The sequence below is a fragment of the Scytonema hofmannii PCC 7110 genome (assembly GCF_000346485.2).
Taxonomy (GTDB): domain Bacteria; phylum Cyanobacteriota; class Cyanobacteriia; order Cyanobacteriales; family Nostocaceae; genus Scytonema; species Scytonema hofmannii.
In genome coordinates this window covers 8,321,286-8,343,953 of sequence record NZ_KQ976354.1, presented here as the reverse complement: position 1 = coordinate 8,343,953, position 22,668 = coordinate 8,321,286, and the positions used below count along the sequence as shown (strand labels likewise).

Below are 22,668 nucleotides of genomic sequence, written 5' to 3'. Positions count from 1 at the left end.
AAAAAATAGAAAATAATTGATGAACGAGTTAAAAGTATTCTTTTATTTCGCTCGCAGTCGCACAAAGCATTACATTGCATTAAATACTTATGCATCTACCCATTATGCTATTTATTGAAGGATTTATGATAGCTATTGAACAAGCTTTTCTTGAGCGAAACTGCCCAAAATTTGAGAGAATATTGTTGTTGCTGCCCCGGTAAGGTGAGGCGAAGGGCTGTAAAAACTAGCGATCTCCCGACTGCAACAAATTATCTTATCGGTTGTTGAGTAGCGGTTCTAATGTTACTAAAACGCAAATTTTGTTTTGCCTGAAGAGTTGCCCTTTCAGGTAACATTGGCACCACTGCTGAATCTATCAGCCCTACTTTAAATGCAGGCACTTACTATATCCGAGTCTATCCCTATGGTGGTGCCAACACTAACTACAACTTGAGCGCATCAGCAACAATCAATGACTTTGCTGGAAACACTCTCAACAATGCACGTCAAATCACCCTAAATTCTACAGCTAGCACCTACAGTGATTGGGTGGGTAGCGCTGACACCAACGACTACTACCGTTTCAACCTTAGTCAAACTAGCAACTTTAATCTTGCTCTCAATGGTCTTGTCACTGATGCAGACGTGCAGTTGCTTGACAGTAGTGGCAACGCACTTGCTAGTTCAACTAACGGTAGCACCACTGCTGAATCTATTAGCCGTACTCTGGATGCAGGCACTTACTATATCCAAGTCTATCCCTATGGTGGTGCCAACACCAACTACAACTTGAGCGTGTCAGCAACAATCAACGATTATGCTGGAAACACCCTCAACAATGCACGTCAGATTACCCTAAATTCCACAGCTAGTAGCTATAGCGATTGGGTAGGTTCATCTGACACTGATGATTTCTATCGCTTCAATCTTAGCAGTAACAGCAGTGTGAATCTTACCTTAAATGGTTTGATTGAGAATGTTGATGTGCAATTGCTCAATAACAGTGGTAATGTGCTTGCTAGTTCTACTCAGAGTGGAGTAGTTACTGAATTTATCAACCGCAGTCTAGACGCAGGCACCTACCATATTCGAGTCTATCCATACAACGGTGCTAACACCAACTACAATTTGAGCGTGTCAGCAACAATCAATGACTTTGCTGGAAACAACCTCAACAGCGCACGTCAGATAACTCTCAATTCTACTAGCAGCACTTATACTGATTGGGTGGGTAGCGCTGACACTAACGACTACTACCGTTTCAGCCTCGACACTACTAGGAGCTTAAATCTTGCCATGAACGGTTTAAGTGGGAATGCTGATGTGCAATTGCTTGATAGCAGTGGGAATGCGATCGCCAGTTCAAGTTACGGTAGTAGCGGAGGCGGTGGGTGTGCTCAAACCCTATCAGCAAGAACTGCTTCTCAAAGGCCTTCAATCCCTGATAGCGACAAGACTTCCCAAAAATCTAAATCTACCCCTGAATCCGCATCTGCATTAGGGCTGCTGGCACTCGCAACATGGGGTGTAGCGAAAGCTCTGAAAATTCGTAAAGACAAACAGTCGTGAACCACCTTTACACTCTACTGTTTTCCCTCAGCATAATTCTCATCAATCCTTGGGGAGTAACGCGAGGGGAAATCTGGACTCAACCAAAAGTACTCGTCATCCTGCTCACCTGCATATTCAACTTCTTAATTCTGTGGTCAGAAAGGTCTCAACTCAAGATTCCCCAGAATTGGAAAATTAGCAAGCTGTTGTGGGAGATATTTCTCGGTGTTGGACTCATCTCAACTCTTACAAGTCCTTTCCCCCTACACTCCCTACTCGGTCAAGAACAGATGGGTGATGGGTTGCTCTACTGGGGACTCATTGCTATCTTCACCCTCAGCAATACCCTACTGCTCAGACTGCATCCAGAACTAGCCCGTTCTCAACTCACTGGTTTAGTCATTGGCGGTGTCGTCCTGGCGCTCAGCATTTTCTCCCAAGCCCTTAACTGGAAAATCGACTACACTGCCACATCAGGTCAACTTCTCAGAGATAACATCTTAGCCAGTACTATTTTCCAAAACCAACAGCCAATCGGTTTGTACTCCCATAGGGGTCATGCGTCATTTGTCCTAGCAGCAACGGCAGTCATGACACTTGTGGGTTGGCAGTGGCAGTGGAAATGAATTTGCGGGATAAAGAAGACCAGCTTTTAAAAACCTTGTCTGAACAGATATTAGACGAAGAAAAGTCCTTTTTGGAGGAAGATTCTTTGGAAAAGATTATAGAGCTTGTTGACGAATGGATATCTGATGACTCTGGGTACGATGAAACAGTACTTCCTGAGATTAAGGCAGGGCTTAACCAGAATCGGTTGGTTGAAAAATAGATGAAAAGATCTGTACTACTGGATTCGCACCCGAATAGCGAAGTGACGCACCCAAAAGGAGATCCGAGAGTTAAACAATGGTTACATTCCTTGCAAGAATCTGGCGTTGTTATACGAGTACCAGAAATAGTTGACTACGAACTTAGGCGTGAACTGATTAGGGGAAAGAAACAGAAAAGTATTGAGCGCCTTGATAAACTTAGTCAATTTCTTATTCCATTGACAAATGAAACGATGCGACAAGCAGCAGAACTATGGGCAGAAGTGCGAAACCAAGGGAAACCAACTGCGAGTAAAGATAGTTTGGATATAGATGTAATTCTTGCATCTCAAGCCACTCTTCAATTGCCAAATTTTGATGAAGTTACCATTATAACAACCAATGTTAAGCATATATCACGTTTTGAGAAACCAAGGTTGTTTGTAGTAGATTGGGAGCAAACTTTAAACAGTATCGTGTCTTAAAAAAAACGTGCTAATAATTAGCTCAGTCAAATAGTACAAAAGTTGGATGATACAGCGCTCACATATCAAATCATATGATGTCCGCCAAATCACCCATAATATAAATCAGAATACAGTTGAGTGCGATCGCTTCGGCCAAGACGAGTAACAATCGAGCCACATCTGAGCCTAGAAGAACTGGAAAGAGGTTACCGACAAGCCAAGGAGCCGCTCGATCGCGGACACACTACCAGATAATTTGGTTGTTAGCCAAAGGTATAGGGACTGAAGAAGTGGTAGCAGTCACAGGCTATAGCCGGAGTTGGATTTATATCATGTCCGGTTGCATACCCATAGTTAGGGCAGACACACCAGACACGGGGACAAGGGAGAAATTTTTCTTATGGTCAATCAGCCGAACTTGATATAAAAAGGTTTTTAGAAGCGGTAGAGCTATAAGAGTGTGATTGTATTCAGTATTTTATTAATAAGTGTATTTTATATCTATCTGATATACCCTTGAAAGCATATGTTTTTTAAAGCATAATAAATGAATGAACTGGGTAGTTGAATTTCATGATGAATTTGAGCCAGAGTTTAATGCCTTGCCTTTTGAAGTACAAAAAATGGTACTCGCTATGGCAGGTTTGCTAGAACAATTTGGTTCACAGCTAGGGCGTCCACACGTTGACACCCTTAAGGGGTCACAGTACTCCAACATGAAAGAGTTGCGGTTTAACGCGGCTGATGGTGTTTGGCGGATAGCATTTGCTTTTGATCCGAAGCGATCTGCAATTTTACTGGTAGCAGGTGATAAATCTGGTATTAGTAAGCGCTTGTTCTATAAACAACTCATCAAGAAAGCTGATGCCCGGTTTGAGATGCATTTATCTCAATTAGAGGATGAGTAGGTTCTGTATGGGAAAAACTTTAAGAGAAAAACTGGCAGAATTATCACCAGAAGATCGAAAAGAAGTTGAGCAGCTCACGAGTGAGCTTATAGCTTCAGAAATGACACGACAAGAACTTAGACAAGCGAGAAAAATAACCCAGAAACAAATAGCAGAGTGTCTTCGTATCGATCAAGGAAATGTTTCTCGTATTGAACAGCGCACTGACTTGATGCTTTCTACCTTGCGAAAGTACATTCAGGCAATGGGAGGCGATTTACAAATTGTTGCTGTATTTCCTGACTCGGAGCCTATTGCTTTAGTAGGATTTTCAGAAGAAGCATCGCATACCTTAGCTGACTGGTGAAGAAGGTATGACCTTGTTGCGGGGTCCATCGCACCCCCAACTGGGCCAAAAGTGTTAAAGCCAGTTACCGCTTAGAATAAACGGTGCTCAGTAAGCAGGGCTTTAATTAAACGTTGTCGCCAAATCATTGATCGGGCTGATTTTGTTCGTGGTTTAACCAATTTTTATTGGTGGTCTGAACTGGCTGCTTAATTATGGGTAATTTGCCGATCATCATATCAAAACCTGTTACAGGGTTAATGTTTAACACATTTTGTGGAATGCTGCACCAGCAGATATGTTATTGCATAGGAGAAGCAAAAAAAGTACCGGACATAGCCATAGAAGTCGTTGTGACTAGTGGCAACATAAGAAAATTAGAGGTTTACCGACGCCTAGGAGTTTCAGAAGTTTGGTTCTGGGAGAGATATCAATTTAAACTGTACCACTTACGGGACAATCCAGAAGCTCCTCAAGCCACTCTTTACCCTGACACCTATGGGTACGAGCAAATAAAATCAAGCGAGTTTTTGCCGCAGTTAGATATTTCCTTACTAGAACAATGCATCTCAATTTCCGACTCCATTCAAGCAATTGATGAATTTGAGCGAAACATTAATAAGGAATAAGCGAGAGCAAGAAGTAGGATGCTACATTTAAGCTAACGCTTTGCAAAACGAGGAACCCATACATGACACCTTCTGTAAAGCATGGTTCAACTATAGGTAAAATACCACCTTTAGAAAGTGGCGATCGCCTCACGCGCCCCGAATTTGAGCGCCGTTATACAGCAATGCCGCACATTAAGAAAGCAGAATTAATCGAAGGAGTTGTGTACGTGGCGTCCCCCCTAAGATTTAAAAGTCATGGACAACCTCACGGGCAATTGATTACTTGGTTGGGGGTTTATCAAGCTTCTACTCCTAATGTGGACTTAGCGGATAATGCCACAGTACGCTTAGATTTGGACAATGAACCGCAGCCGGATGTTGTGCTTTTAATTGATAATCAATTAGGGGGACAAGCACGCATTAGTGACGATGATTATATTGAAGGCGCACCAGAGTTAGTTGCAGAAGTTGCAGCGAGTAGCGCATCAATTGATATGCACGATAAAAAGTGGGTATACCGTCGTAATGGCGTACAGGAATATATTGTCTGGCAAGTTTTGGACAATAAATTCAACTGGTTTAGCCTACAAAACGGTGAATATGTCCCTTTGGAAGCGGATATAAATGGGATTATCAAAAGTCGAGTTTTTCCCGGTTTGTGGTTAGCTGTGTCAGAGATCCTAACAGGAAATATGACTCAAGTTTTAGCAGTACTACAGCAAGGGGTAAGTTCTTCAGAACACCTGACTTTTGTTCAAAAGTTGCTGCAGCATCCTCAGTAAGGGGCTGCAAGATCCACGACTTCTTTGAGAAGTCGGGGATCTGAGCAAACTTTCCTCGGTTTCACTGCATCAAGTTTTCCCACCAACCGAGCAAAGAATGATTTCTCTGTGGTATGTATCTTCCTTTGGTTCGTATAGCACCAAGTACGGCGCGTAATTCAGTTGAAGTAAGATTGGCAACTTCTGACCAATTCTTAATTATTTCTAGTGTTGATAAAACCTGTAAATGTGGTGCTTCTTTTTGAGAGAATGAGACTGCTTTTTTATCATCAGTAGCAATTGCCAATCCTCGAATTATCGCAATGGCACAGGTTGCAGACTCGCCATCATCTCCTAGTTCAAAAGCATAGTTTACAAATGTTTCTTCCTCTAATTCTGATTCAAAATCTACTACTAAAAGTAAACCCTGTGTAATAGCTGTCTCAAACTGAATTCTAGCTTCTTTCTCCTCGTCTTTGAGACGTTGAAGTGTTATGAGTTCTTTATCTCTTACAACTTTAGTAACTACAACTTGGGCAGGGATAGACCTCAAAATTGCGATGAAATAACCTGAAGCGCAGAAGTTCAGAATGCAGCAAGCGTCAAGAACTAAGTGGGAGTGACTAATTTGCATAACTAAGTCTCCCAAAATCTCTATGCTTGCCGCAGATCGTTAGGAGCAGTTTCTTCTATCATCCCGCTCGAATGCTCCCGCAATGTTTCTGCAATGCGCCGAGCTTCCAAGCGATCGACGCCAAGGAAATTTGCAAACCGCCCTTCAGTAATCAGTCCCCGATCTAAAGCCTCAATTGCAAGATGCTGATAGTGAATGGGCACTATATCAATTCGCTGTTGGATTTCTTCTAAACCTAGCTCTTGTTGTACCTTCCTTACTTTCAATCCTCGATCGCGCAACCGATCCCAAGTACCAGATGGCAAAAGCCTCATCTCTTCCAACCGATAAACAAGAGCTTCTATGGATACACCATAGTAGTGAGCAAGAGTGAACAAATTAGTTGGAGTGAACTTGTTATGGGTACGATACATATCATTAAATCGCCTAAGCAAACCACTTGTAGGCATTAGAAAATATTTTGGAAAAGCCTTAGCTAGTCGCTCACTCTCCGGGATTCTCTGATATTGCCCCTCGAAATCAACTACAGGCTTTCGTCGATGAGTAAGAAAATGCAGGTATCCATGCGCTATCAACCAACGCCGCCGTTCTTCAGTGCAATCTAAATTAATCGCTATACAGCCACCAAGTTGCTCGTCATAGCTATAAATTTCCGAGTATTTTGTTGGCATTTTTAGGTAAAAAATTCGGATACCTACACTCTGTTCTAGAATATCTCGCAGGAGCGGAATAGGACCGTCTCCAAGTCCAAGTCGTTGCCGTTCTGCGATCGCAATGCTTTCCGCAGCAGCCTCTATGGGCATATTTGTTAGGTCATACTCTTGAGGGTAGTTCCGAGGAAGCGGAGCATCCATAATCTTCTCAAGCTCTAGATAATTGCGACATAGCTCCTCTATTCGCTGAATGGTCGGGTTGATTTGCCCGAACTCTTGCTCGCTAAGCTTATAGGCGGCTCGAAACTGAACCTCGAAAGGCTCAACAACAAGACCTTGTCGAACAAAGTCACTCACATCTCGCCCGTAAGCACGAGCCAGTTTAATTAACTCATTTGGCTTGAGACGACGTTCTCCTTTTTCAATAGCAACGATAGTAGTACGTGCAGTATCAATAACCTTCGCTGCATCCGCCTGAGTCATACCGCACTTCTTACGCGCCTGTTGTAAAAGTTCTCCCAGTTTGCGTAGATCGATATTGTCCAGAATGTTGGTAGCCATAGCATTTCTGGCAGTTGGAGTTTGTTTGTACTCTCAAGATAGTTTCTTGTTTTGACATTGTCAATATATAAGAGTTTTTTTTAAAAAAAATGTCAAAACGAGATGTGAGTGAAGGCTATATCTGCCCTAAGTTGCAAAGCTTTGTGTTCTATTGGTTCAGGAGCAGTCGAATCTGCAATTACACAGATTGGCGCAAGAATTAAAATTTAAACGGTTGAGCACGCTGATTCATCGTCTGTTTTAAAACTTGTGTCACGATCGCAGGGTGGAAAAATGCGGTGGGTGGTTTAAGCAAATGTGTGACTTCCAGCAGAACTCTGTAGACAAACGCATTGTGGACTGCAACCAACATAATTTGGTCGAGATACAAGTGCATCAATCGGGTTATCAAGCCTGGTTGTTTTCCTTTAGTGGTTGACCACCGAAAATCATCGCCAGTTGCCATCAGCCACGGTAGAGTACTAACTTTGGCTAACTGTTTTTGAAAGCGATGAGCCAAACCTTTAGATTGGTTTTTTTGCTTAAGGCACTGGTCTAGAGTTAAAGCACCGAGAGATGCGACAGTCATGCCCTGACCGTAGATAGGATTGAAAGCACAAAAAGCATCACCTAACACAACCAAATTATCAGGGAAACGTGACAATCGCTCATAGTGATGCCAGCAGTTTTCTGTGCGGTGATAACCATAGATGGGGGAGAGGGGTTGGCTATTTTTAATAACTTCATAAATTTCTGAGCTACGCAGGCTTTGGGCAAAGTTAAGAAAACCAGCCTCATCTGTGGGGGGATAGTCTCCACCTATACCAATCAGGCTGACTAAAAAGCGATCGCGTTCACAAATTGTAACTAGATTGAAGTGGTCTGCTAACACCCGTGCAGCTAGTAATCCAGCAATACTGCCACCGATGACGATAGCATGAGAGCTACTGTTAACAGTTTTTTGTGCGACCCTATCAATCGCTGTTTTTAAAAGAGGCATATTATTTTGAGAGTGAAATCTTATCAGTAACAACTCGGAATCTAGACTGGGGGGTGACGGCGGCGGTGGCATTTATGATGCTGGCGTATCGTGATAGTGAACTACAGCAAAATCTGTTCTGGTGTACGCAGTTCGTGATGGCTACTTAATTAATATGTGGTAACGATATAAACGCTGTATCAACCTGCTTGAGAAGCATTTCCAAAGTGGAAGAGTTATCTAAAATCACATTTGCATGAGCAGCTTTTTCTGTAATGGGCATTTGGCTGAGAATCCTAGCTTGTGCTTGCTCTAAGGTTAAATGGTTCCGTTGCATCAATCTTTCTAATTGCTGTTCTTCAGAACAACTAACTACCCAAATTTCTGTCACTAAATCTGTCATTTTTGCTTCAAATAGTAAAGGTACAACTAAGACTAATGTTTGTGCAATTGATATGGCTATTTCTTGCAAAAAGCGATCGCGCACGTAAGGATGAATCAAACCCTCTACCCAGTTGCGTTCCTCTTGATTGTGAAAAATTATCTCTCCCAGTTTCTGACGGTTGAGGCTACCATCTACCAGTAAAATTTGTTCTCCGTAACGTTGAGCGATCGCTTGAAGAATTGGCGTACCCGTAGATACAGCATCTCTAGCATAAAGATCTGCATCTAAAATCGTTAAATTGTAAGCACTAGCCAAATAATTAGCAACAGTGGTTTTGCCCGTGGCTATACCACCAGTTAATCCAATAATATGTTTACTCATCTATCCAAATCCACTTCTGGGAATATTGTTTCCTCTTGCATATAAAATGAAAAAAAATTTACAAATATGTAAAGACGCGCCATGGCGCGTCTCTACGAAGGATGTTATTAGGCAAATTTGTCCAAGCGAGTAGTATTGGATAACAGCGCGATCGACTCGTTTGCTACTGTGTTACTTGTTCTGTTAGCTTTTCCTTATCCAGACGACGCTTTCTTGCATATAACTGGATAGTTGCTGCCATAAAAATCACTAAACCAACAACAACCCAAGCCGTAATATCGGTAGGGAGATTATTCTTGAACACAGCTAGCAGGACAATCACCACCAACATTACTGTCGGTGCTTCATTCAACGCCCGCATTTGCTGGCTACTCCATTTGCATTCATCCTTTGCCAATTGCTTCATCAGGCGCTTGCAGTAATGATGGTATCCCAACAACAAAACGACAAATCCTAATTTGACGTGCAACCAACCTTGCTTGAGAACTTCCGGTTCCGTAGTTAATAAACCGATTGCCATTGCTACCGTCAAGAACATCCCTGGATTTGTGATGATGTTGTAGAGACGCTTTTCCATGATTTGATACTGATTTTTTAGTATCGTCCGTGCGGGTTCTGGTTCTTCATTAGCTTCCAGATGATAGATAAAAAGACGTACCAAGTAGAACAAACCAGCAAACCAAACCACTATTCCAACAATATGAAAAGCCTTAAACCAAGAATAAGCCATGAATCTTTATCTCCGTCAAAAGATTGTTTTGGCACAAGTGAATAATTTCGAGGTGCTATATAGCAATCCTATCTAAATTTGTGAATTTGTCATTTATCATTTGTCCTTTGTCATTTGTCCTTTGTCATTGACCACTGGTCACTGGTCACTGGTCACTGGTCACTGGTCACTGGTCACTGGTCACTGGTCACTGGTCACTGGTCACTGGTCAAACACGCACAAAAGGTAAAAGGTCTTGAAGAATAGGTTCTGAATGGTGTTCTTGTGGATAGTGTCCACCGCCATTAAGTTTAATTAATTCACCTTGGGGTAGCGTATTCACAAAATTTTGTGCTATGTCCACGGATAACCAAGGGTCAGTGGTACCCCATTGAACTAAAATTGGCTGTTGCCATTGTTTAAAACCTGATTCGATTTCCGCCATTGCTGTGTTTAACTGCAAATTGCGAATCGTTGCTAAAAGACTTCTTCCAGAAGCAGAACTTTTCAAATAAGGTTTGCGGTAAACGTCTAAATCGCTATCGTTTATGACATACCGACTCCCACCTTCTAGAGTGCGATCGACAAGTAAGGGGTCTTGAGCGATCATCTCACCTGCTAAAGGCAAACCTATTTGTTGAATTTTCCAAGGCAATTTTGCCTGACTGGAAACTGGTGTATTCAGTATAACTATATTGGCAATTTGTTCTGGATGCCGCAAAGCATACTGCAGTCCAACAGAACCTAAAAACCCTTGCACAATCAGGGAAAATCGTTCAAGTTCTATGGCTTTGATAAATGCTTCTAACGCCTTAATAAAAGTATCAGGTGTGTAAGCAAAATCTCTTTTCTCAGGTTTGGCTGAAAAACCAAAACCAATCCAATCTGGTGCAATGGATTTGGTTCCTTGTTCTGCTAAAGCTGGCATTATATTGCGCCAACTATAACTTTGTGATACTAGGCCATGTAATAACAACACGGGAAGCAAATCTGTTCTACCAACTGGTAAAGATTCACGATAAAACCACTCTAAAGACCCTGCTTGAATTTTGTTTTCTGTTATTGTCATTGTGATTTTAAATGCCTCACGCAAAGGCGCAAAGGCGCAAAGTTTAAAAGGTATGAAAAGTTAGCACGCACAGACAGTTTGTGTTTGTGTAGATGCGAATTCTATTCGCTCTTGCGATCGCAAGATAGGCGTTATTTCGTTTTTTCAATCATCTCACGAATCGCGCAAGCAGTTGCTGGTGCCAGTAAAACGCCGTTACGGTAGTGACCTGTTGCGTATAGGACGCGTTCGCATCCCGGTAACTGACCAATCGCTGGTGCAGGGCGTCCTTCTGGGCGCGGACGCAATCCCGACCACGTGCGGGTAACTGTGGCTAGTGCTAATTCGGGACAAAATGCGATCGCTTGTTGTCTGACTGATTCCAACAGTTCTTTGTCAGGTGCTATCTCCTGACTATCGGTCGGAAATTCTACAGTTGCGCCTATCCAGTAATCGCCACCACCAACGGGAACGATGTGGACATCATCTCCGGTGATAACTGGTTGAAAGTTGGGATTTCCAAGAGTTGATGTCAAGCGAACTTGTAAAGCTTGTCCTAAAACTGGGCGGATATCAACCGCTTGCTTTAATTGTACCAGTAGAGGAGACGAACCCAGCCCTGCTGCTATAACTAACCAATCGCAAGGAATTGTTCCTTCTGTTGTCTCTAGGTGATAGTCACGCTCATCACCTCGCCTTTCAAAGGATTCTATACCCAAAACATCAACACCGAATTTAAACATCACACCATGATGGCGTGCAGCATCCACCAAAGCCAAAGTCAGTGCTGTAGGATCGATTTGGCGATCGCGAGGAGAGTAAACAGCACCAATAGCTTTGTCATTGTTAACTTGAGGACACAACTGCTTGAGTTTTACCGCATCCCAAATTTCTAAGGGAAAACCCTGAGAGTGCCGAATTTCTTGTAACTTTTCCCACTCGGCTGTGTTATCCCCCAACAAGCAAAGACGGAGAATGCCTTGGCGATTAAAAAGAATTTGACGACCCGTAAGGGCTTCTAATTCAGGAACGAGGGTTTCATAACGCTCAAGGCTTGTTTGACGCATTCGCCAAGCATTGCCTTTGACTTTTTGGCTAATAATACCCATTAAAACGCCTAAAGCTGCCCCTGTAGAGGCTTGAGCAGGTGGTTGGCGGTCAACAACAGTAATGTTTAGCCCTTTAACTTGGCTGAGTTCATAAGCAATTGCTGCTCCAACCACACCACAACCGACAATCAATACTTTCATCTCTTTTGAGGAGTGAGGGAGTGAGGGAGCGAGGGAGCGAGGGAGTAAAATTTTCCCCATCTCCCCATCTCCTCATCCCCTTGTCTACTCCTTCACCTTATCAGGTGCTAACTCTCCTCAGCCTGAGTACTGGGTTGAGGAACAAGTTTGAGGAAGTTCTCAATATCAGTAAATGCCGTTTGAGAGTTAATCACAGCTTGTTGATAATTTGCGACCTCAGCGGCTTGGTCAACTTTAACCAGGTGGTCTAACAAATTTTTCACTTTCTCGCGAGCCGATTTTTGGTCTTGGGGTAGCAGATTGGATGCGATATAATTCATCGACAACCGTGCTTCCGCCATTGGACCGTGGATAAAATTCCTGACTTTTACCCACTGTTGTGTTTGGATCAGCTTTTGCAGTTCAGCCGCGCGATCGCGAACAGCCAGAACTTCAGGGACATATTCTTGAATTTTCTCTAACTGAGATGGGGTGTAAGTTGGAGGTGCTGTTGCGACTGAAGGACCGCCACAACTAACCAGGAATGTTGCCAACAATACCAAAACTAGTGACAGAATTGAGCGATAACGCGCCATAACCTAAAGTTGTATTTTGCCTGTTTTTGCCAACTATCAGTGTCATTTTATATCGCTAAGGTATCTTCGAGGTGCTTGTCAACAAGGGATTTTGCTGAAAATCCGTCAACACTCCTTTACCATCTCTACCAAAAGGGCAATTTTTGCTTTTTCTTTGAAAAATTTCAGTAAAATTGCATATGATAGGCTGTCTAATTCTAAAATATCAAATCAAGGTTTTTGGAACAACAGCGACGGCGATTGTCAGGAAAATCTCATGTAGAGTTGCCCAAACGAAATGCTTCTTGATAATCTGTAACACCAATACAACAAGCTTTACGGGCGGTTATCTGTCTTCACACTCGCATAGGAGTCAAAGCAACACAGGAGTTATGTCGTGAATGCATCTGAGATGGCAACAAACCTTGAATTCGCCAGCAAGATTGCTACGGTCGTTAACTTATTCAAATTTGAGTTTCCAGACGCCAGATCTGACCTCAAACCCTGGAAAAACGATCCGCAAACCAGAGAACTAATAGATCCAGATTCCATAGACATTGGCTTTCATTTTCCAGGTATTAGTAAATCCTGGCAAAGCCGCAGTATCTTAATTCAAATACGATTTTATCATGACCCTATTAGCAATTTACGTCGTGCAATTGGGCTAGAAGTCTCAGGTTTCAACCATCTTGGCGAACAGTGGCGACTTTCTACAGTAGAAAACTGGAATTTTGTTGGTGCATCTGAACCTATCCCAGAAATCGGCGACAAGCTAAAACTTTTTTGTCGCCAAGTCTTAGAAATATTTAATGGTTAGTGGTTGGTTGTTAGTTGTTAGTGGTTAGTGGTGTGGGACAGGCGTCTCGCCTATCATCATGAGTGATTGGTAGGGGCGCAAGACCGCCGCGCCCGTACAGTGGTTAGTGGTTAGTGGTGTTACATTTTTTATGAGCACAGTACGATGATACGTAAGTGCTAGAACGCTTGCCAAAAATGGTGTAACGGTTGTCGCGAACCTGTTCGTAAATGCGATCGCCTGCCCATTTGACTCCTGGTAATGCACGATAAGCATCTACAAAAATACTACCATTAGGTAGAAGTTTTCCAATTTCTTCAGCAGCATCGCTGCCTTGCCAACGTCTTTCTGGGGCATTTGCATCTAGAAGAATCATGCCTAATTCACAATCACTCGCGGTAATCCCCCATTGCGATCGCATTTGCTCATCCTGCATGGGAATGTAGCGGAACAATTGTCCCCTGTCAAGGGATTCCAGCATCTGCACGAGGGTGACACAGAGATTGCAGTTTCCGTCGTAAATCACAAAATAACTCATAGGAGTCTATGGGTGTTTTAACGCTTAGTATGTTAATATTTTTAACATTAAGTTATTTGCTGAGCCACACAGCAATCTTGGCTGTTTAAAAGGGCAAACGCAGCGTAAAGCTCACTCAAGCAATCGTTTCTGGGGAAAAAACGATGCCACAGGAGAAAATCATATGTGTGAATTTTGCTCAAGAAGACGCATATGCACAAATACTACCGCGATCTCCTCTTGCTTCAAGCTACCGTGCTAATTGGCAATGTGTTCGTTTAGATCATCATTTGCAGCCTGCTCATGAGACTCCAGAACACAGTCCCCAACAGTATGCGATCGGTATTAGCTTGGAAAAACAGACATTCAGCGCCAAAAGGGTGTTGAACGGTGATACGCGATATGAAAGCATTAACTATGGCGATGTTGCAGTTATTCCAGCAAACACCTATCACAAATTCACTTGGGACTCAGAAGTTGAATTTTTGGTTCTCAGCTTAGAAGAGGTCATGTTTACCCGTGCTCTCTATGACTCAGTGGATTTGCATAAGCTAGAAATATTACCTCATTTTGCTACCCCAGACCCGTTAGTTCATCATATAGGATTGGCACTTAAGTCAGAACTAGAATCACAAGACAAAGGTAGCCGTATTTATATAGAATCCTTAGCAACGACTCTTTGCATTCACATTCTTAAACAGTATGCTGTCTCTTCTACGAAGATTGCTACACAATCGGAAGGTCTCTCGAATATAAAGTTACGACAAGCTATTGAATATATAAATCAAAATTTAGAAAAAGATTTAACTTTGACTGAAATTGCAGCAGTTGCAGGCATGAGCATATATCATTTCTCAAGGTTATTTAAACAATCAACAGGTTTTTCACCTCACCAATATGTTTTGAATTCCAGAATAGAAAAATCCAAAAGATTATTAGTGAAGACAGAAGAAGCGATAGATCAGATATGTCAACAAGTGGGTTTTCAAAGCCAAAGCCACTTTACAAATGTCTTTCGCAAATTAATAGGTACGACACCCAAGGCATATAGAAAACAAGTAAAAATTTAAAATTCAGTAAACTCAAATACATCATGCGTCCCGCCGCGCAGTACAGATTCGGTGTGTTTTCCCTGCAAGCGTTTACCAACAAGCAGCTCTAGTGCGCCCCAAACAGCGCCTAAAGTGTAGGTACATTGACGAGTTGAACCTTGGGGTTCGTTCGCAGAACACAACGTTTCTGAAGTGTAAACTTTGATAGTATTGCCTTCAGACAGGATTTTATCGATGACACAAAGGCGCGTACCATCTTGACCTAAAGCTAGTCTAAGCTTGTCAGCAATATCATCTAAGGATATGCGTGTCCCTGCTAAGCCAAATTCTTGTGCTAACTTTTTACCGCGATTGCGACCCGCCGCCATTAATGCGATCGCAGTCGTCTTTTCGCCCAAAGTTTCTTCCATGCCCTCAATTGCTGCCTTAAAACAAACAATGCTGCTAAAATCTCCTAGTGTTGGACGTAGCATCAATTATGCTCCTGTAAATTAACTTTCTTTAGCTACTGTTCTACCATTACATTGGTAACCTGATTTGAAACCGAGTATCTCCTGGCTGAGAAAACAACCGAATATCGCCTTGATGTTGTCCTACAACAATGCGATAGACAATATGTAAACCCAAACCTGTTCCCTGACCTACACCTTTAGTAGTAAAAAATGGCTCAAAAATGTGAGACTGAATCTCTTGAGCAATACCAAGTCCATTGTCTGCAATTTCTACGAACAAAAAGTCATTTTCACAACTTGTACGAATCCAAATTTTAGGGATTGGGGATAAGGGACTTGGAAGTGGAGATTGAGATGATTTGTCCCTAGTCCCCAGTACTAACGCATCAATCGCATTATCTATCAAATTCGTCCAAACTTGATTGAGTTCATTCCCGTAAGCATAGATGCGCGGTATTTCACAGTCAAACTCCCGAATGACTTCCACATTAGTCTGCTTGAGCTTATGATTTAAGATTGTTAAAGTACTTTCGATCCCCTCGTGTACATCTATTTCTTGAAGTGCCGCTTTATCCATGTAAGAATAGTCTTTGACTGCTTCAATGAGGGTAGAAATTCGTGCAGTACAGTGGTCTATTTCATCTAACAAACCAGTCTCTTGCAGCGTAACCTCTATCCAAGCCAAAATATTATAAAGCAACCCCTCATCAATATTTTTCCTAACATTTTCTAACCATTCAATATCTAGCCCTGATGTCACAAAAGTTGCGGCAAGTTTCCAAGGATTGTTTACAGCATATGTTTCTAACCATTGCACGAATTCTTCCTCTAAATCGCTTTGTGCGATCGGATCTAGTTTTGTTGCTGTTCTTGCACGAGCTATAGCATCTTTTTGCAAATCTGCCACAAAAACTTTTTGGGTACAGGTCATTTGTTGCTGGTTGAGCTTAATTGTCAGTGGTTGCAACACCTGTCTTGTTTGACGCAGTTGACCCGCAGCCCTGCGACATGCAGAAGCAGGATTGTTCAACTCGTGTGCTAAACCAGCCGCTAAAGTACCCAGTGATACTAACCTGTCACGATGCTGCGATATTGTTTGTACTTCTTGCAAACGTTCTGCCATTGTCCGTAAAATCGAAGTCATGACGCAAGTGCAGCTAGAAAGCATTTCCCAAAATGTTTTGTTGGTCAATTGAAAAATATGACAGCGAGTTACAGCGCGACCGCTTGCCCAAAAGTATTCCTGACCCATCAAAACAGGCAATTCTCCAAACAGAGTTTTTGCATCATAAATCGCTAACAAAATTTCTTGATTGCCAATTTTCTGTGTAATTTTTATTTGACCTTCAAGCAATATAAAAACATGGTTAGCAGGTTCGCCCTCAGAACGATGAACTTCACCAGGTTGCCGCCATACTTCTACCCCTTCATCAAGCAACCATTGTAACTGTTTATTTGATAGTTTGGCAAAGAGTGGAACTTCGCGTAAAGTGTTGATATCTAACATGATTTATCATTTGTCATTTGTCATTTGTCATTTGCGACTGGTCACTGGTCACTGATTACTGGTCACTGATTACTGGTCACTGGTCACTGGTCACTGGTCACTGTTAAAGGTAAACGAATTTGAAAGCAGGTATGACCCTGTTGAGATTTAAAGTTAATGTTACCGTGATGTCTATTAACAACAATACGATAGGCAATTTCTAAACCCAATCCAGTTCCTTTACCGACTCCTTTAGTTGTAAAAAATGGTTCAAAAATTCGGGATTGAATTGCTAGTGGAATACCTGCTCCTGTATCAATGATTTCTACCACCAGACAATCACTGTCTTTATAAGTACGAATTGTCAAATCTCCTTTGCCATTCATTGCATCTATGGCATTGTCAATCAAATTTGTCCACACTTGGTTCAGTTCACCTGCATAAACACAAATTTTTGGTAGAGTGCGATCGTAATCGCGGTTTACAATGACTCCATGTTTTAGCCGATGGTGCAGGATAAGTAAAGTATTTTCAATTCCCTCGTGTAAATCTATTTCCTGTAAAGGTGCTCGATCCATGTAGGAATAGCCCTTAATGGCTTTAACCAAATCGGAAATACGAGTTGTGCTTTGTTCAATTTCATCGATCAGCCCATAAGATGCCAATGACGCTTCCAGCCATTTCAGAACACTGCCAAGACACTCACTAGGAATATTATCAGCAAGAAAATCCAGCTTTTCAACATCTAAAAAGCCATTAACTAATGTGGGGGCAAGTTTCCAGGCATTGTTGATATTATGGTCTTCCAACCAGTCTGTGATTTCGTCTTCTTTGTCGCTTTGAGTCAGGGGATCGAGTTTAGCTGCACGAGTAGCGTTATCTGTGGCTTGATATTGAATATCGGTAATAATTTTAATTTGCTCTCTAGAAAGTAAATTAAGTTTGAGAGATATAGTTTGTAAATCTTGAAAGTTCTCGCGCAATTGGCAAGCCGCCCGTCGCGCCGCAGCCCCTGGATTATTCAATTCATGAGCAAGACCTGCTGACATTTTACCCAATGCTGCCATTTTCTCTTGTTGCCTGAGTTGTGCTTCTACATCTTGAGTGCGTCCTGCCATAGCTGTTAGAATTGTGTCAGCTAGAGGCGAACATTCGGCAAGGATATGTCTGAACATATCTATTTCAATTCGCAAAACTCGACTGGGTGCGATCGCACGGGCGGTAGCAATAGAACTTGCACCAGTCAGCATGGAAATTTCACCCATGAATTCACCTGATCGGTGAACAGTTAGCACTCTCGTCTCTTTACCAACTTGCTTTGCAATTTCGATTTCACCTTCAAGGACGACATGAAAGCAATAGTCGGAATCACCTTCATTAAAAAGGACATCATCTACATGGAGTTCTATTTCCGTACCATGCTGCTTCATTTCCTCCAAAGCTTCATCTGGCAACTTAGGAAACAGCATCATTTGATTTGGATCGTGCAGCATGGCAATTCCTTTATAAGAATATTTTTAATTACCAAAGTCGCTGAATTGAATAGGTATCAAAGGCTGAATCAGCACTCAAAACTATTCCTTAAAGTCCTCTAATGGTTCGTCAAAATCATCTGATACTGTAATCAAGTCTTTAGCGCTTCCAAATAGAGGACGACGCTTAACAGGCAATACAAGAGTGAGTTGGACAACGGGCTTATTGTCTTCTGTGATGACAATTTCTTCTCCACTCTTCACAGCTTCAATTAATTCCGGCAAGTTTTTAGACGCTTCAGCGAGAGTTATTTCCTGCATGGCTGTTACCTCTTACTCATCAATCAATTTTGACATTAGTTTTTCAGAAATGCCAAACAACTCCATTTCTAAAAAGTTTTTGTGAACCAGACGTCTTATCTTATCTGTCCAACGACCAAAACGAAAGATCGGGAATACTATTGAGAGCACTCTCGACTCAAAACAAGTTTTCCATTAGGCAAAAGATATTGCCAGCGTTTCCACGTCCGCCAGAACTAGCAACTAATTGAGTACCATCAGTCAAAGAAAGCGACCTAGCACTTAAGCGAATATCTCCCCCCTGACCTTCACCGCCTGGTCCCAGGTTGCTAAAGACAAAGGCATTTCTTAGGGAGACAGCATCCGTAGCCTGAATAGAAATATTACCTGCCTTGCCCTGTCCAAACATATTTGCATTGAGCTGCCCACCTCCAAATAAAGACACTGAACCAGTTTGAAGAGTAATGTGACCACCATTGCCAACTGCTCCAGTTTGTACACCAACGGTCGTACCTCCTGTAATTTCAAAGACGTTACCGTTAACTGTAACTACAGTTCCTACTGAGGAAGTTTGGTTAGACTGAGCCAGTGTTTTCGACTCGACGCCCCCAAACGCACCTTCTCCCACTCCCATTAAAGTCAACAAACCCACAAGTCCCGACTGCCAAAACCAACTGAGCCAGCTTTTCGTAAACATGAAATTTTTCTTGACCTTATGAAGACTTTGTTGACCAAAAATATTTTAAATTAAAGAGAAAAAATAAATTCACTAGCCATCTAAATGTATAAATTTCTTTAACATGGCTCTAACATTGAGGTCACGATGGTGAAAACGAAGAGTACAGCCTCATTACATATATAGCAATCCTAAATCATTTGTAAAATTCTCTGTTCTCTCTTTTCTCCCTTGCTCTTTTCGTCTATGTCCTTACGGATACGCTATCCGAAGGCGGTTAATCAGTTTTACCTATCAAATAGGACTGCTATAGTCCTTAAAAAGTAGTCGCTCATATTAAGCTCTTAACCCAAGTACGGAAAGCACGAGTCGTTGCCATTTCCCCATTTTTTCTAGCCGCTTCAATAAATTGAGGAATTTCTTTCACTGGTACAGGGGCAAAGGTAGGACTACTTTGAACTTCTGAATATTGCTTGCCACTGAGTCTGTAAATCCGCAGGATACTACCGTTGTACCGCCAGAATTCAGGGATGCCAATTGCTGCGTAAAGATTCAATTTATTTACGGCAGAACGTGAGTACTCCACTTCAAGTACAAGATCTGGTGGTGGATCTTCGCTTAAATCTATTTTTTCCTTATCTCTAACTAAGAACTCATTTTGAATGTAGTAGCTACTGTCTGGCTCCCCTCCCTTCTCCAAGTCATCTCTTGTTAAAGTCAGCGAGCCAGTGCGGCTAATTTCCAAGCCCAGTTCTTCACATAACACCCCAATAAAAGCTTCGATTAAGCGGTTGGGGTTTTCATGTGCCTTATGTGGAGACATAATTTCTACTATTCCATTGTCATAAGCGAGTCTGGTGTTACGCCCCGATCCCATGTCAGCCAGCATACTTTTGAACGTTTGCCAGCTAATGTTTTCAAGTATGGTTCTGGTTTCTGCGGGTGTTATGGTTGTGACCATAATAAAAGTCTCCCATCTAAATAACGTTTCTGACTCTACGGAAGTACAAATTCATCTGCGTCCATCCGCTACAGGGTGCGGTTAATTTTTTCTTCCTGTACCTCACAATATGAGAATTGCTATATTTTTTTATTTTAACAATTAACGACTGTACGGGCGCAATGCCTTGCGCCCCTACTAACCTCTAAGAGATGATTTATAAAGTAAACATTAAGACATCGTGGGTTTGATTGAGCAACGAAATCTCACAATAAGGGTTCAATGTTGGGTTTCGTTCCTCAACCCAACCTACGTAATGTATGCTTACAACACGTTGCTGAGGTAGCGATGAACAAACTGAACGCAAATTGACCCCTCTCCGACTCCGGAAGCAACTCGCTTTATCGAACCATGGCGCACATCTCCTACTGCAAAAATACCGGGGATGTTTGTCTCTAGTAAAAAGGGATCGCGTTCTAATGTCCATCCTTTAATGGGACTCCCATCTTTTTGCAAGTCTGAACCTGTTAAAATGTAACCTCGTTCGTCTCTTGCGATCGCTCCATCTAACCAGTCGGTACGAGGAACTGCGCCAATAAAAATAAACAAAGAAGTTGCACGAACAGTTTGTGTTTCACCAGTTAAGGAGTTTTGAAGAGTCATTGCTTCTAAACTTGTCTCGCCTTTTACTTCTATCACACTAGTCTGTGTTTTTACTGTAATATTTGGTGTTTCTGCAATTTGGTCGATTAAGTATTGCGACATACTCTTTGTCAAAGAATCAGCACGTACTAACATGGTGATGTGCTTGGCGTACCGAGAAAAGTACATTGCTGCTTGTCCTGCAGAGTTTGCGCCTCCAATGATGTATACTTCTTCTCCTTGGCAACTCAAAGCTTCACTCTGCGCCGCACCGTAGTAAACCCCTGCGCCTGTCAAACGTTCTAGCCCAGGAATATCTAACCGCCGCCACGATACACCTAATGCCAAAATCATGGCATGGCAACTGATTTCATTCCCATCTCCTAATTGTACAATTCGATACTGGTCTTGTAATCGAATACCCGTAACTTCTTGTGGTGTTAGAATCTCAACACCAAAGCGTTTTGCCTGCGTGACAGCACGTCGCGCTAAGTCTCCCCCACTCAACCCCACAGGAAAACCAAGGTAATTTTCAATACGCGAACTTGTGCCTGCTTGACCTCCAGGAGCTTCTCGTTCAATCATCACGGTGCGTAACCCTTCTGATGCTCCATATACCGCAGCTGCTAAACCCGCAGGTCCGCCACCAATGATAATTAAATCGTAAAATGGCTTTTCTGCTTGAGTCCGCAGCCCCATTTTCTCAGCAACCTGGAGGTTGGTTGGCTGTATGAGATTGGAACCGTCAGCAAAAAGAACGAGAGGTAATTGTAATTGATCGCACTCAGCATATTCAACTAATTTTTGTGCTTCTTCCGATAGCTCAATATCCAACCACTGATAAGGCAGTTGATTTCGTGCTAAAAAGTCCTTTAGTTGATGGGAATGGGGAGACCAACGGTTGCCAATGACACGAATGCCTTCAAATGGTGGACGGAAATCTGCTACCCAGTAATCCAACAAATCGTCAAGCACTGGGTACAAACGTTCTTCTGGTGGGTCCCACGGTTTCATCAAGTAGTAATCGATTTTGGTGGTGTTGATAGCGCGAATGGCAGCATCAGTATCTGCATAAGCAGTCAATAATGCCCGTTTTGCATCAGGAAACATTGACATTGCTTGTTCCAAAAATTCCACTCCAGACATTTGTGGCATCCGTTGATCGACTAAAAATAATGCCACTGGCTGATTGCGGAGTTTGAGTTGTTCTAACGCTTCGATCGCACTAGCACCAGATTCGGCGCGGATGATTCTGAAGCGATCGCCATATTCTTGGCGTAGATCCCGCGCCACAGCTTGTAAAACTTCTGGATCGTCGTCCACCGTCATAATTACAGGTTTCGGAGCCATAGCGCTTTGACAACCTCCCTTATTAAATTCCTGGTGTAGTTTACACTAAATATTGGTACAGACCAATGAGAGTGCCGTCTGGATCTCGAAGATAAGCTGTTTTGAGGTTGTAATAAGGATTATTCATAGGTGCGGCAGTAAAATGCACGCCTTTATGCCTTAATCTTTGATATTCTTCTTCTAAATCTTGTACGACAAAAATTAAAGCTACAGTGTCTTGGCATTCGGCGTGAGCAGGCTGATCGGCATTGTGAATCATTTGTGCCATTTCCTGTCGTCGAAATAGAGTTAACCGCATCTCTCCGGCTTTAAACTCAGCATATCCGGCTTCTTCATCGACCACTGCAACATCAAATTCAATAACCTCTTTGTAGAACAAAAAGCAAGCTTTCCAGTCTTTGACAAGCAATCTTGTGTATGCTGTACCAACTTTCATTG

The 22,668-nt window shown here is 42.4% G+C and carries 27 protein-coding genes and 1 pseudogene; 11 read left to right on the top strand and 17 right to left on the bottom strand.

Translation table 11 applies throughout. From position 1 onward, the window contains the following. Window positions 1-432: 432 nt before the first annotated feature. The 9 genes and pseudogenes from WA1_RS35310 (at window position 433) to WA1_RS35275 (ending at window position 5,435) form a co-directional block, all read left to right on the top strand. Entirely contained in the window at window positions 433-1,551 is a 1,119-nt protein-coding gene (locus tag WA1_RS35310) for a PPC domain-containing protein (protein ID WP_017745921.1), read from the top strand. Beyond that, a complete protein-coding gene (locus tag WA1_RS35305; protein ID WP_017745922.1) occupies window positions 1,548-2,159 on the top strand; it encodes a hypothetical protein in 612 nt (203 codons plus the stop codon). Before WA1_RS35310 ends, WA1_RS35305 begins: the two co-directional genes overlap by 4 nt. Then, complete coding sequence (locus WA1_RS35300) at window positions 2,156-2,362, top strand: hypothetical protein (protein WP_017745923.1); 207 nt, start codon at window positions 2,156-2,158, stop codon at window positions 2,360-2,362. Before WA1_RS35305 ends, WA1_RS35300 begins: the two co-directional genes overlap by 4 nt. Beyond that, on the top strand, window positions 2,363-2,827 hold the full coding sequence (locus WA1_RS35295; protein WP_017745924.1) for a type II toxin-antitoxin system VapC family toxin: 465 nt from the start codon (window positions 2,363-2,365) through the stop codon (window positions 2,825-2,827). It abuts the gene before it with no gap. Window positions 2,828-2,947: 120 nt separating this feature from the next. After that, a pseudogene (locus WA1_RS55835) lies at window positions 2,948-3,138 on the top strand (IS630 family transposase); the annotation flags it as partial. 222 nt (window positions 3,139-3,360) lie between these two features. After that, on the top strand, window positions 3,361-3,717 hold the full coding sequence (locus tag WA1_RS35290) for a type II toxin-antitoxin system RelE/ParE family toxin (RefSeq protein ID WP_017745925.1): 357 nt from the start codon (window positions 3,361-3,363) through the stop codon (window positions 3,715-3,717). A 7-nt stretch (window positions 3,718-3,724) separates the two neighbouring features. Beyond that, window positions 3,725-4,063: a helix-turn-helix domain-containing protein gene (locus tag WA1_RS35285; protein ID WP_017745926.1), complete on the top strand. Its 339-nt coding sequence runs from the start codon at window positions 3,725-3,727 to the stop codon at window positions 4,061-4,063. A gap of 194 nt (window positions 4,064-4,257) precedes the next feature. Further along, the gene (locus tag WA1_RS35280) at window positions 4,258-4,671 is read left to right on the top strand and encodes a Uma2 family endonuclease (RefSeq protein WP_017745927.1); all 414 of its coding nucleotides are present in this window, start codon (window positions 4,258-4,260) and stop codon (window positions 4,669-4,671) included. Window positions 4,672-4,733: 62 nt separating this feature from the next. Further along, window positions 4,734-5,435 carry a Uma2 family endonuclease gene (locus WA1_RS35275; RefSeq protein ID WP_017745928.1) on the top strand — a complete coding sequence of 234 codons (702 nt, stop codon included), beginning with the start codon at window positions 4,734-4,736 and terminating at the stop codon, window positions 5,433-5,435. 61 nt (window positions 5,436-5,496) lie between these two features. Here the strand turns inward: WA1_RS35275 and WA1_RS35270 are convergent, their stop codons facing one another. The 8 genes from WA1_RS35270 to psbQ form a co-directional block, all read right to left on the bottom strand. After that, window positions 5,497-6,048, bottom strand: coding sequence for a hypothetical protein (locus WA1_RS35270; RefSeq protein WP_017745929.1), 552 nt, complete (start codon window positions 6,046-6,048; stop codon window positions 5,497-5,499). Between the two features lie 20 nt (window positions 6,049-6,068). After that, a complete protein-coding gene (locus tag WA1_RS35265) occupies window positions 6,069-7,262 on the bottom strand; it encodes an XRE family transcriptional regulator (protein WP_017745930.1) in 1,194 nt (397 codons plus the stop codon). A 199-nt stretch (window positions 7,263-7,461) separates the two neighbouring features. Continuing rightward, window positions 7,462-8,241: an NAD(P)/FAD-dependent oxidoreductase gene (locus tag WA1_RS35260; RefSeq protein ID WP_017745931.1), complete on the bottom strand. Its 780-nt coding sequence runs from the start codon at window positions 8,239-8,241 to the stop codon at window positions 7,462-7,464. Between the two features lie 145 nt (window positions 8,242-8,386). Next, on the bottom strand, window positions 8,387-8,986 hold the full coding sequence (gene coaE / locus WA1_RS35255; RefSeq protein WP_017745932.1) for a dephospho-CoA kinase: 600 nt from the start codon (window positions 8,984-8,986) through the stop codon (window positions 8,387-8,389). Window positions 8,987-9,149: 163 nt separating this feature from the next. Next, on the bottom strand, window positions 9,150-9,716 hold the full coding sequence (gene hemJ / locus WA1_RS35250; RefSeq protein ID WP_017745933.1) for a protoporphyrinogen oxidase HemJ: 567 nt from the start codon (window positions 9,714-9,716) through the stop codon (window positions 9,150-9,152). A gap of 208 nt (window positions 9,717-9,924) precedes the next feature. Then, the gene (locus WA1_RS35245) at window positions 9,925-10,764 is read right to left on the bottom strand and encodes an alpha/beta fold hydrolase (protein ID WP_066613122.1); all 840 of its coding nucleotides are present in this window, start codon (window positions 10,762-10,764) and stop codon (window positions 9,925-9,927) included. Window positions 10,765-10,895: 131 nt separating this feature from the next. Further along, a complete protein-coding gene (locus WA1_RS35240) occupies window positions 10,896-11,993 on the bottom strand; it encodes an NAD(P)/FAD-dependent oxidoreductase (protein WP_026134941.1) in 1,098 nt (365 codons plus the stop codon). A 107-nt stretch (window positions 11,994-12,100) separates the two neighbouring features. Further along, window positions 12,101-12,568, bottom strand: a complete 468-nt coding sequence (gene psbQ / locus WA1_RS35235) for a photosystem II protein PsbQ (protein WP_017745937.1) — start codon at window positions 12,566-12,568, stop codon at window positions 12,101-12,103. A gap of 376 nt (window positions 12,569-12,944) precedes the next feature. Here psbQ and WA1_RS35230 point away from each other — a divergent pair, with 376 nt between their 5' ends. Further along, on the top strand, window positions 12,945-13,364 hold the full coding sequence (locus tag WA1_RS35230; protein ID WP_026134942.1) for a hypothetical protein: 420 nt from the start codon (window positions 12,945-12,947) through the stop codon (window positions 13,362-13,364). A 103-nt stretch (window positions 13,365-13,467) separates the two neighbouring features. Here the strand turns inward: WA1_RS35230 and WA1_RS35225 are convergent, their stop codons facing one another. Further along, window positions 13,468-13,881 (bottom strand): thiol-disulfide oxidoreductase DCC family protein, encoded by a 414-nt coding sequence (locus WA1_RS35225; RefSeq protein ID WP_026134943.1) that lies wholly within the window; start codon window positions 13,879-13,881, stop codon window positions 13,468-13,470. Between the two features lie 143 nt (window positions 13,882-14,024). Here WA1_RS35225 and WA1_RS35220 point away from each other — a divergent pair, with 143 nt between their 5' ends. Beyond that, the gene (locus WA1_RS35220; protein WP_026134944.1) at window positions 14,025-14,930 is read left to right on the top strand and encodes an AraC family transcriptional regulator; all 906 of its coding nucleotides are present in this window, start codon (window positions 14,025-14,027) and stop codon (window positions 14,928-14,930) included. On the opposite strand, the gene WA1_RS35215 is transcribed toward WA1_RS35220, so the two are convergent. The 8 genes from WA1_RS35215 to WA1_RS35180 all read right to left on the bottom strand — a co-directional run bounded on the left by WA1_RS35215 (window position 14,927) and on the right by WA1_RS35180 (window position 22,666). Then, on the bottom strand, window positions 14,927-15,385 hold the full coding sequence (locus WA1_RS35215) for a hypothetical protein (protein WP_017745941.1): 459 nt from the start codon (window positions 15,383-15,385) through the stop codon (window positions 14,927-14,929). The genes WA1_RS35220 and WA1_RS35215 overlap by 4 nt on opposite strands. Before the next feature lie 46 nt (window positions 15,386-15,431). Beyond that, complete coding sequence (locus WA1_RS35210) at window positions 15,432-16,871, bottom strand: ATP-binding protein (protein ID WP_017745942.1); 1,440 nt, start codon at window positions 16,869-16,871, stop codon at window positions 15,432-15,434. An 83-nt stretch (window positions 16,872-16,954) separates the two neighbouring features. Beyond that, window positions 16,955-18,343 carry an ATP-binding protein gene (locus WA1_RS35205; protein ID WP_017745943.1) on the bottom strand — a complete coding sequence of 463 codons (1,389 nt, stop codon included), beginning with the start codon at window positions 18,341-18,343 and terminating at the stop codon, window positions 16,955-16,957. Window positions 18,344-18,424: 81 nt separating this feature from the next. Beyond that, window positions 18,425-18,643, bottom strand: coding sequence for a type II toxin-antitoxin system Phd/YefM family antitoxin (locus tag WA1_RS35200; protein ID WP_017745944.1), 219 nt, complete (start codon window positions 18,641-18,643; stop codon window positions 18,425-18,427). A 157-nt stretch (window positions 18,644-18,800) separates the two neighbouring features. Further along, on the bottom strand, window positions 18,801-19,319 hold the full coding sequence (locus WA1_RS35195; protein ID WP_017745945.1) for a hypothetical protein: 519 nt from the start codon (window positions 19,317-19,319) through the stop codon (window positions 18,801-18,803). 310 nt (window positions 19,320-19,629) lie between these two features. Continuing rightward, window positions 19,630-20,259, bottom strand: coding sequence for a Uma2 family endonuclease (locus WA1_RS35190; RefSeq protein ID WP_017745946.1), 630 nt, complete (start codon window positions 20,257-20,259; stop codon window positions 19,630-19,632). A 303-nt stretch (window positions 20,260-20,562) separates the two neighbouring features. Continuing rightward, the gene (locus WA1_RS35185; protein ID WP_017745947.1) at window positions 20,563-22,230 is read right to left on the bottom strand and encodes a response regulator; all 1,668 of its coding nucleotides are present in this window, start codon (window positions 22,228-22,230) and stop codon (window positions 20,563-20,565) included. 40 nt (window positions 22,231-22,270) lie between these two features. Continuing rightward, entirely contained in the window at window positions 22,271-22,666 is a 396-nt protein-coding gene (locus WA1_RS35180; RefSeq protein WP_017745948.1) for a VOC family protein, read from the bottom strand. Window positions 22,667-22,668 lie beyond the last annotated feature (2 nt).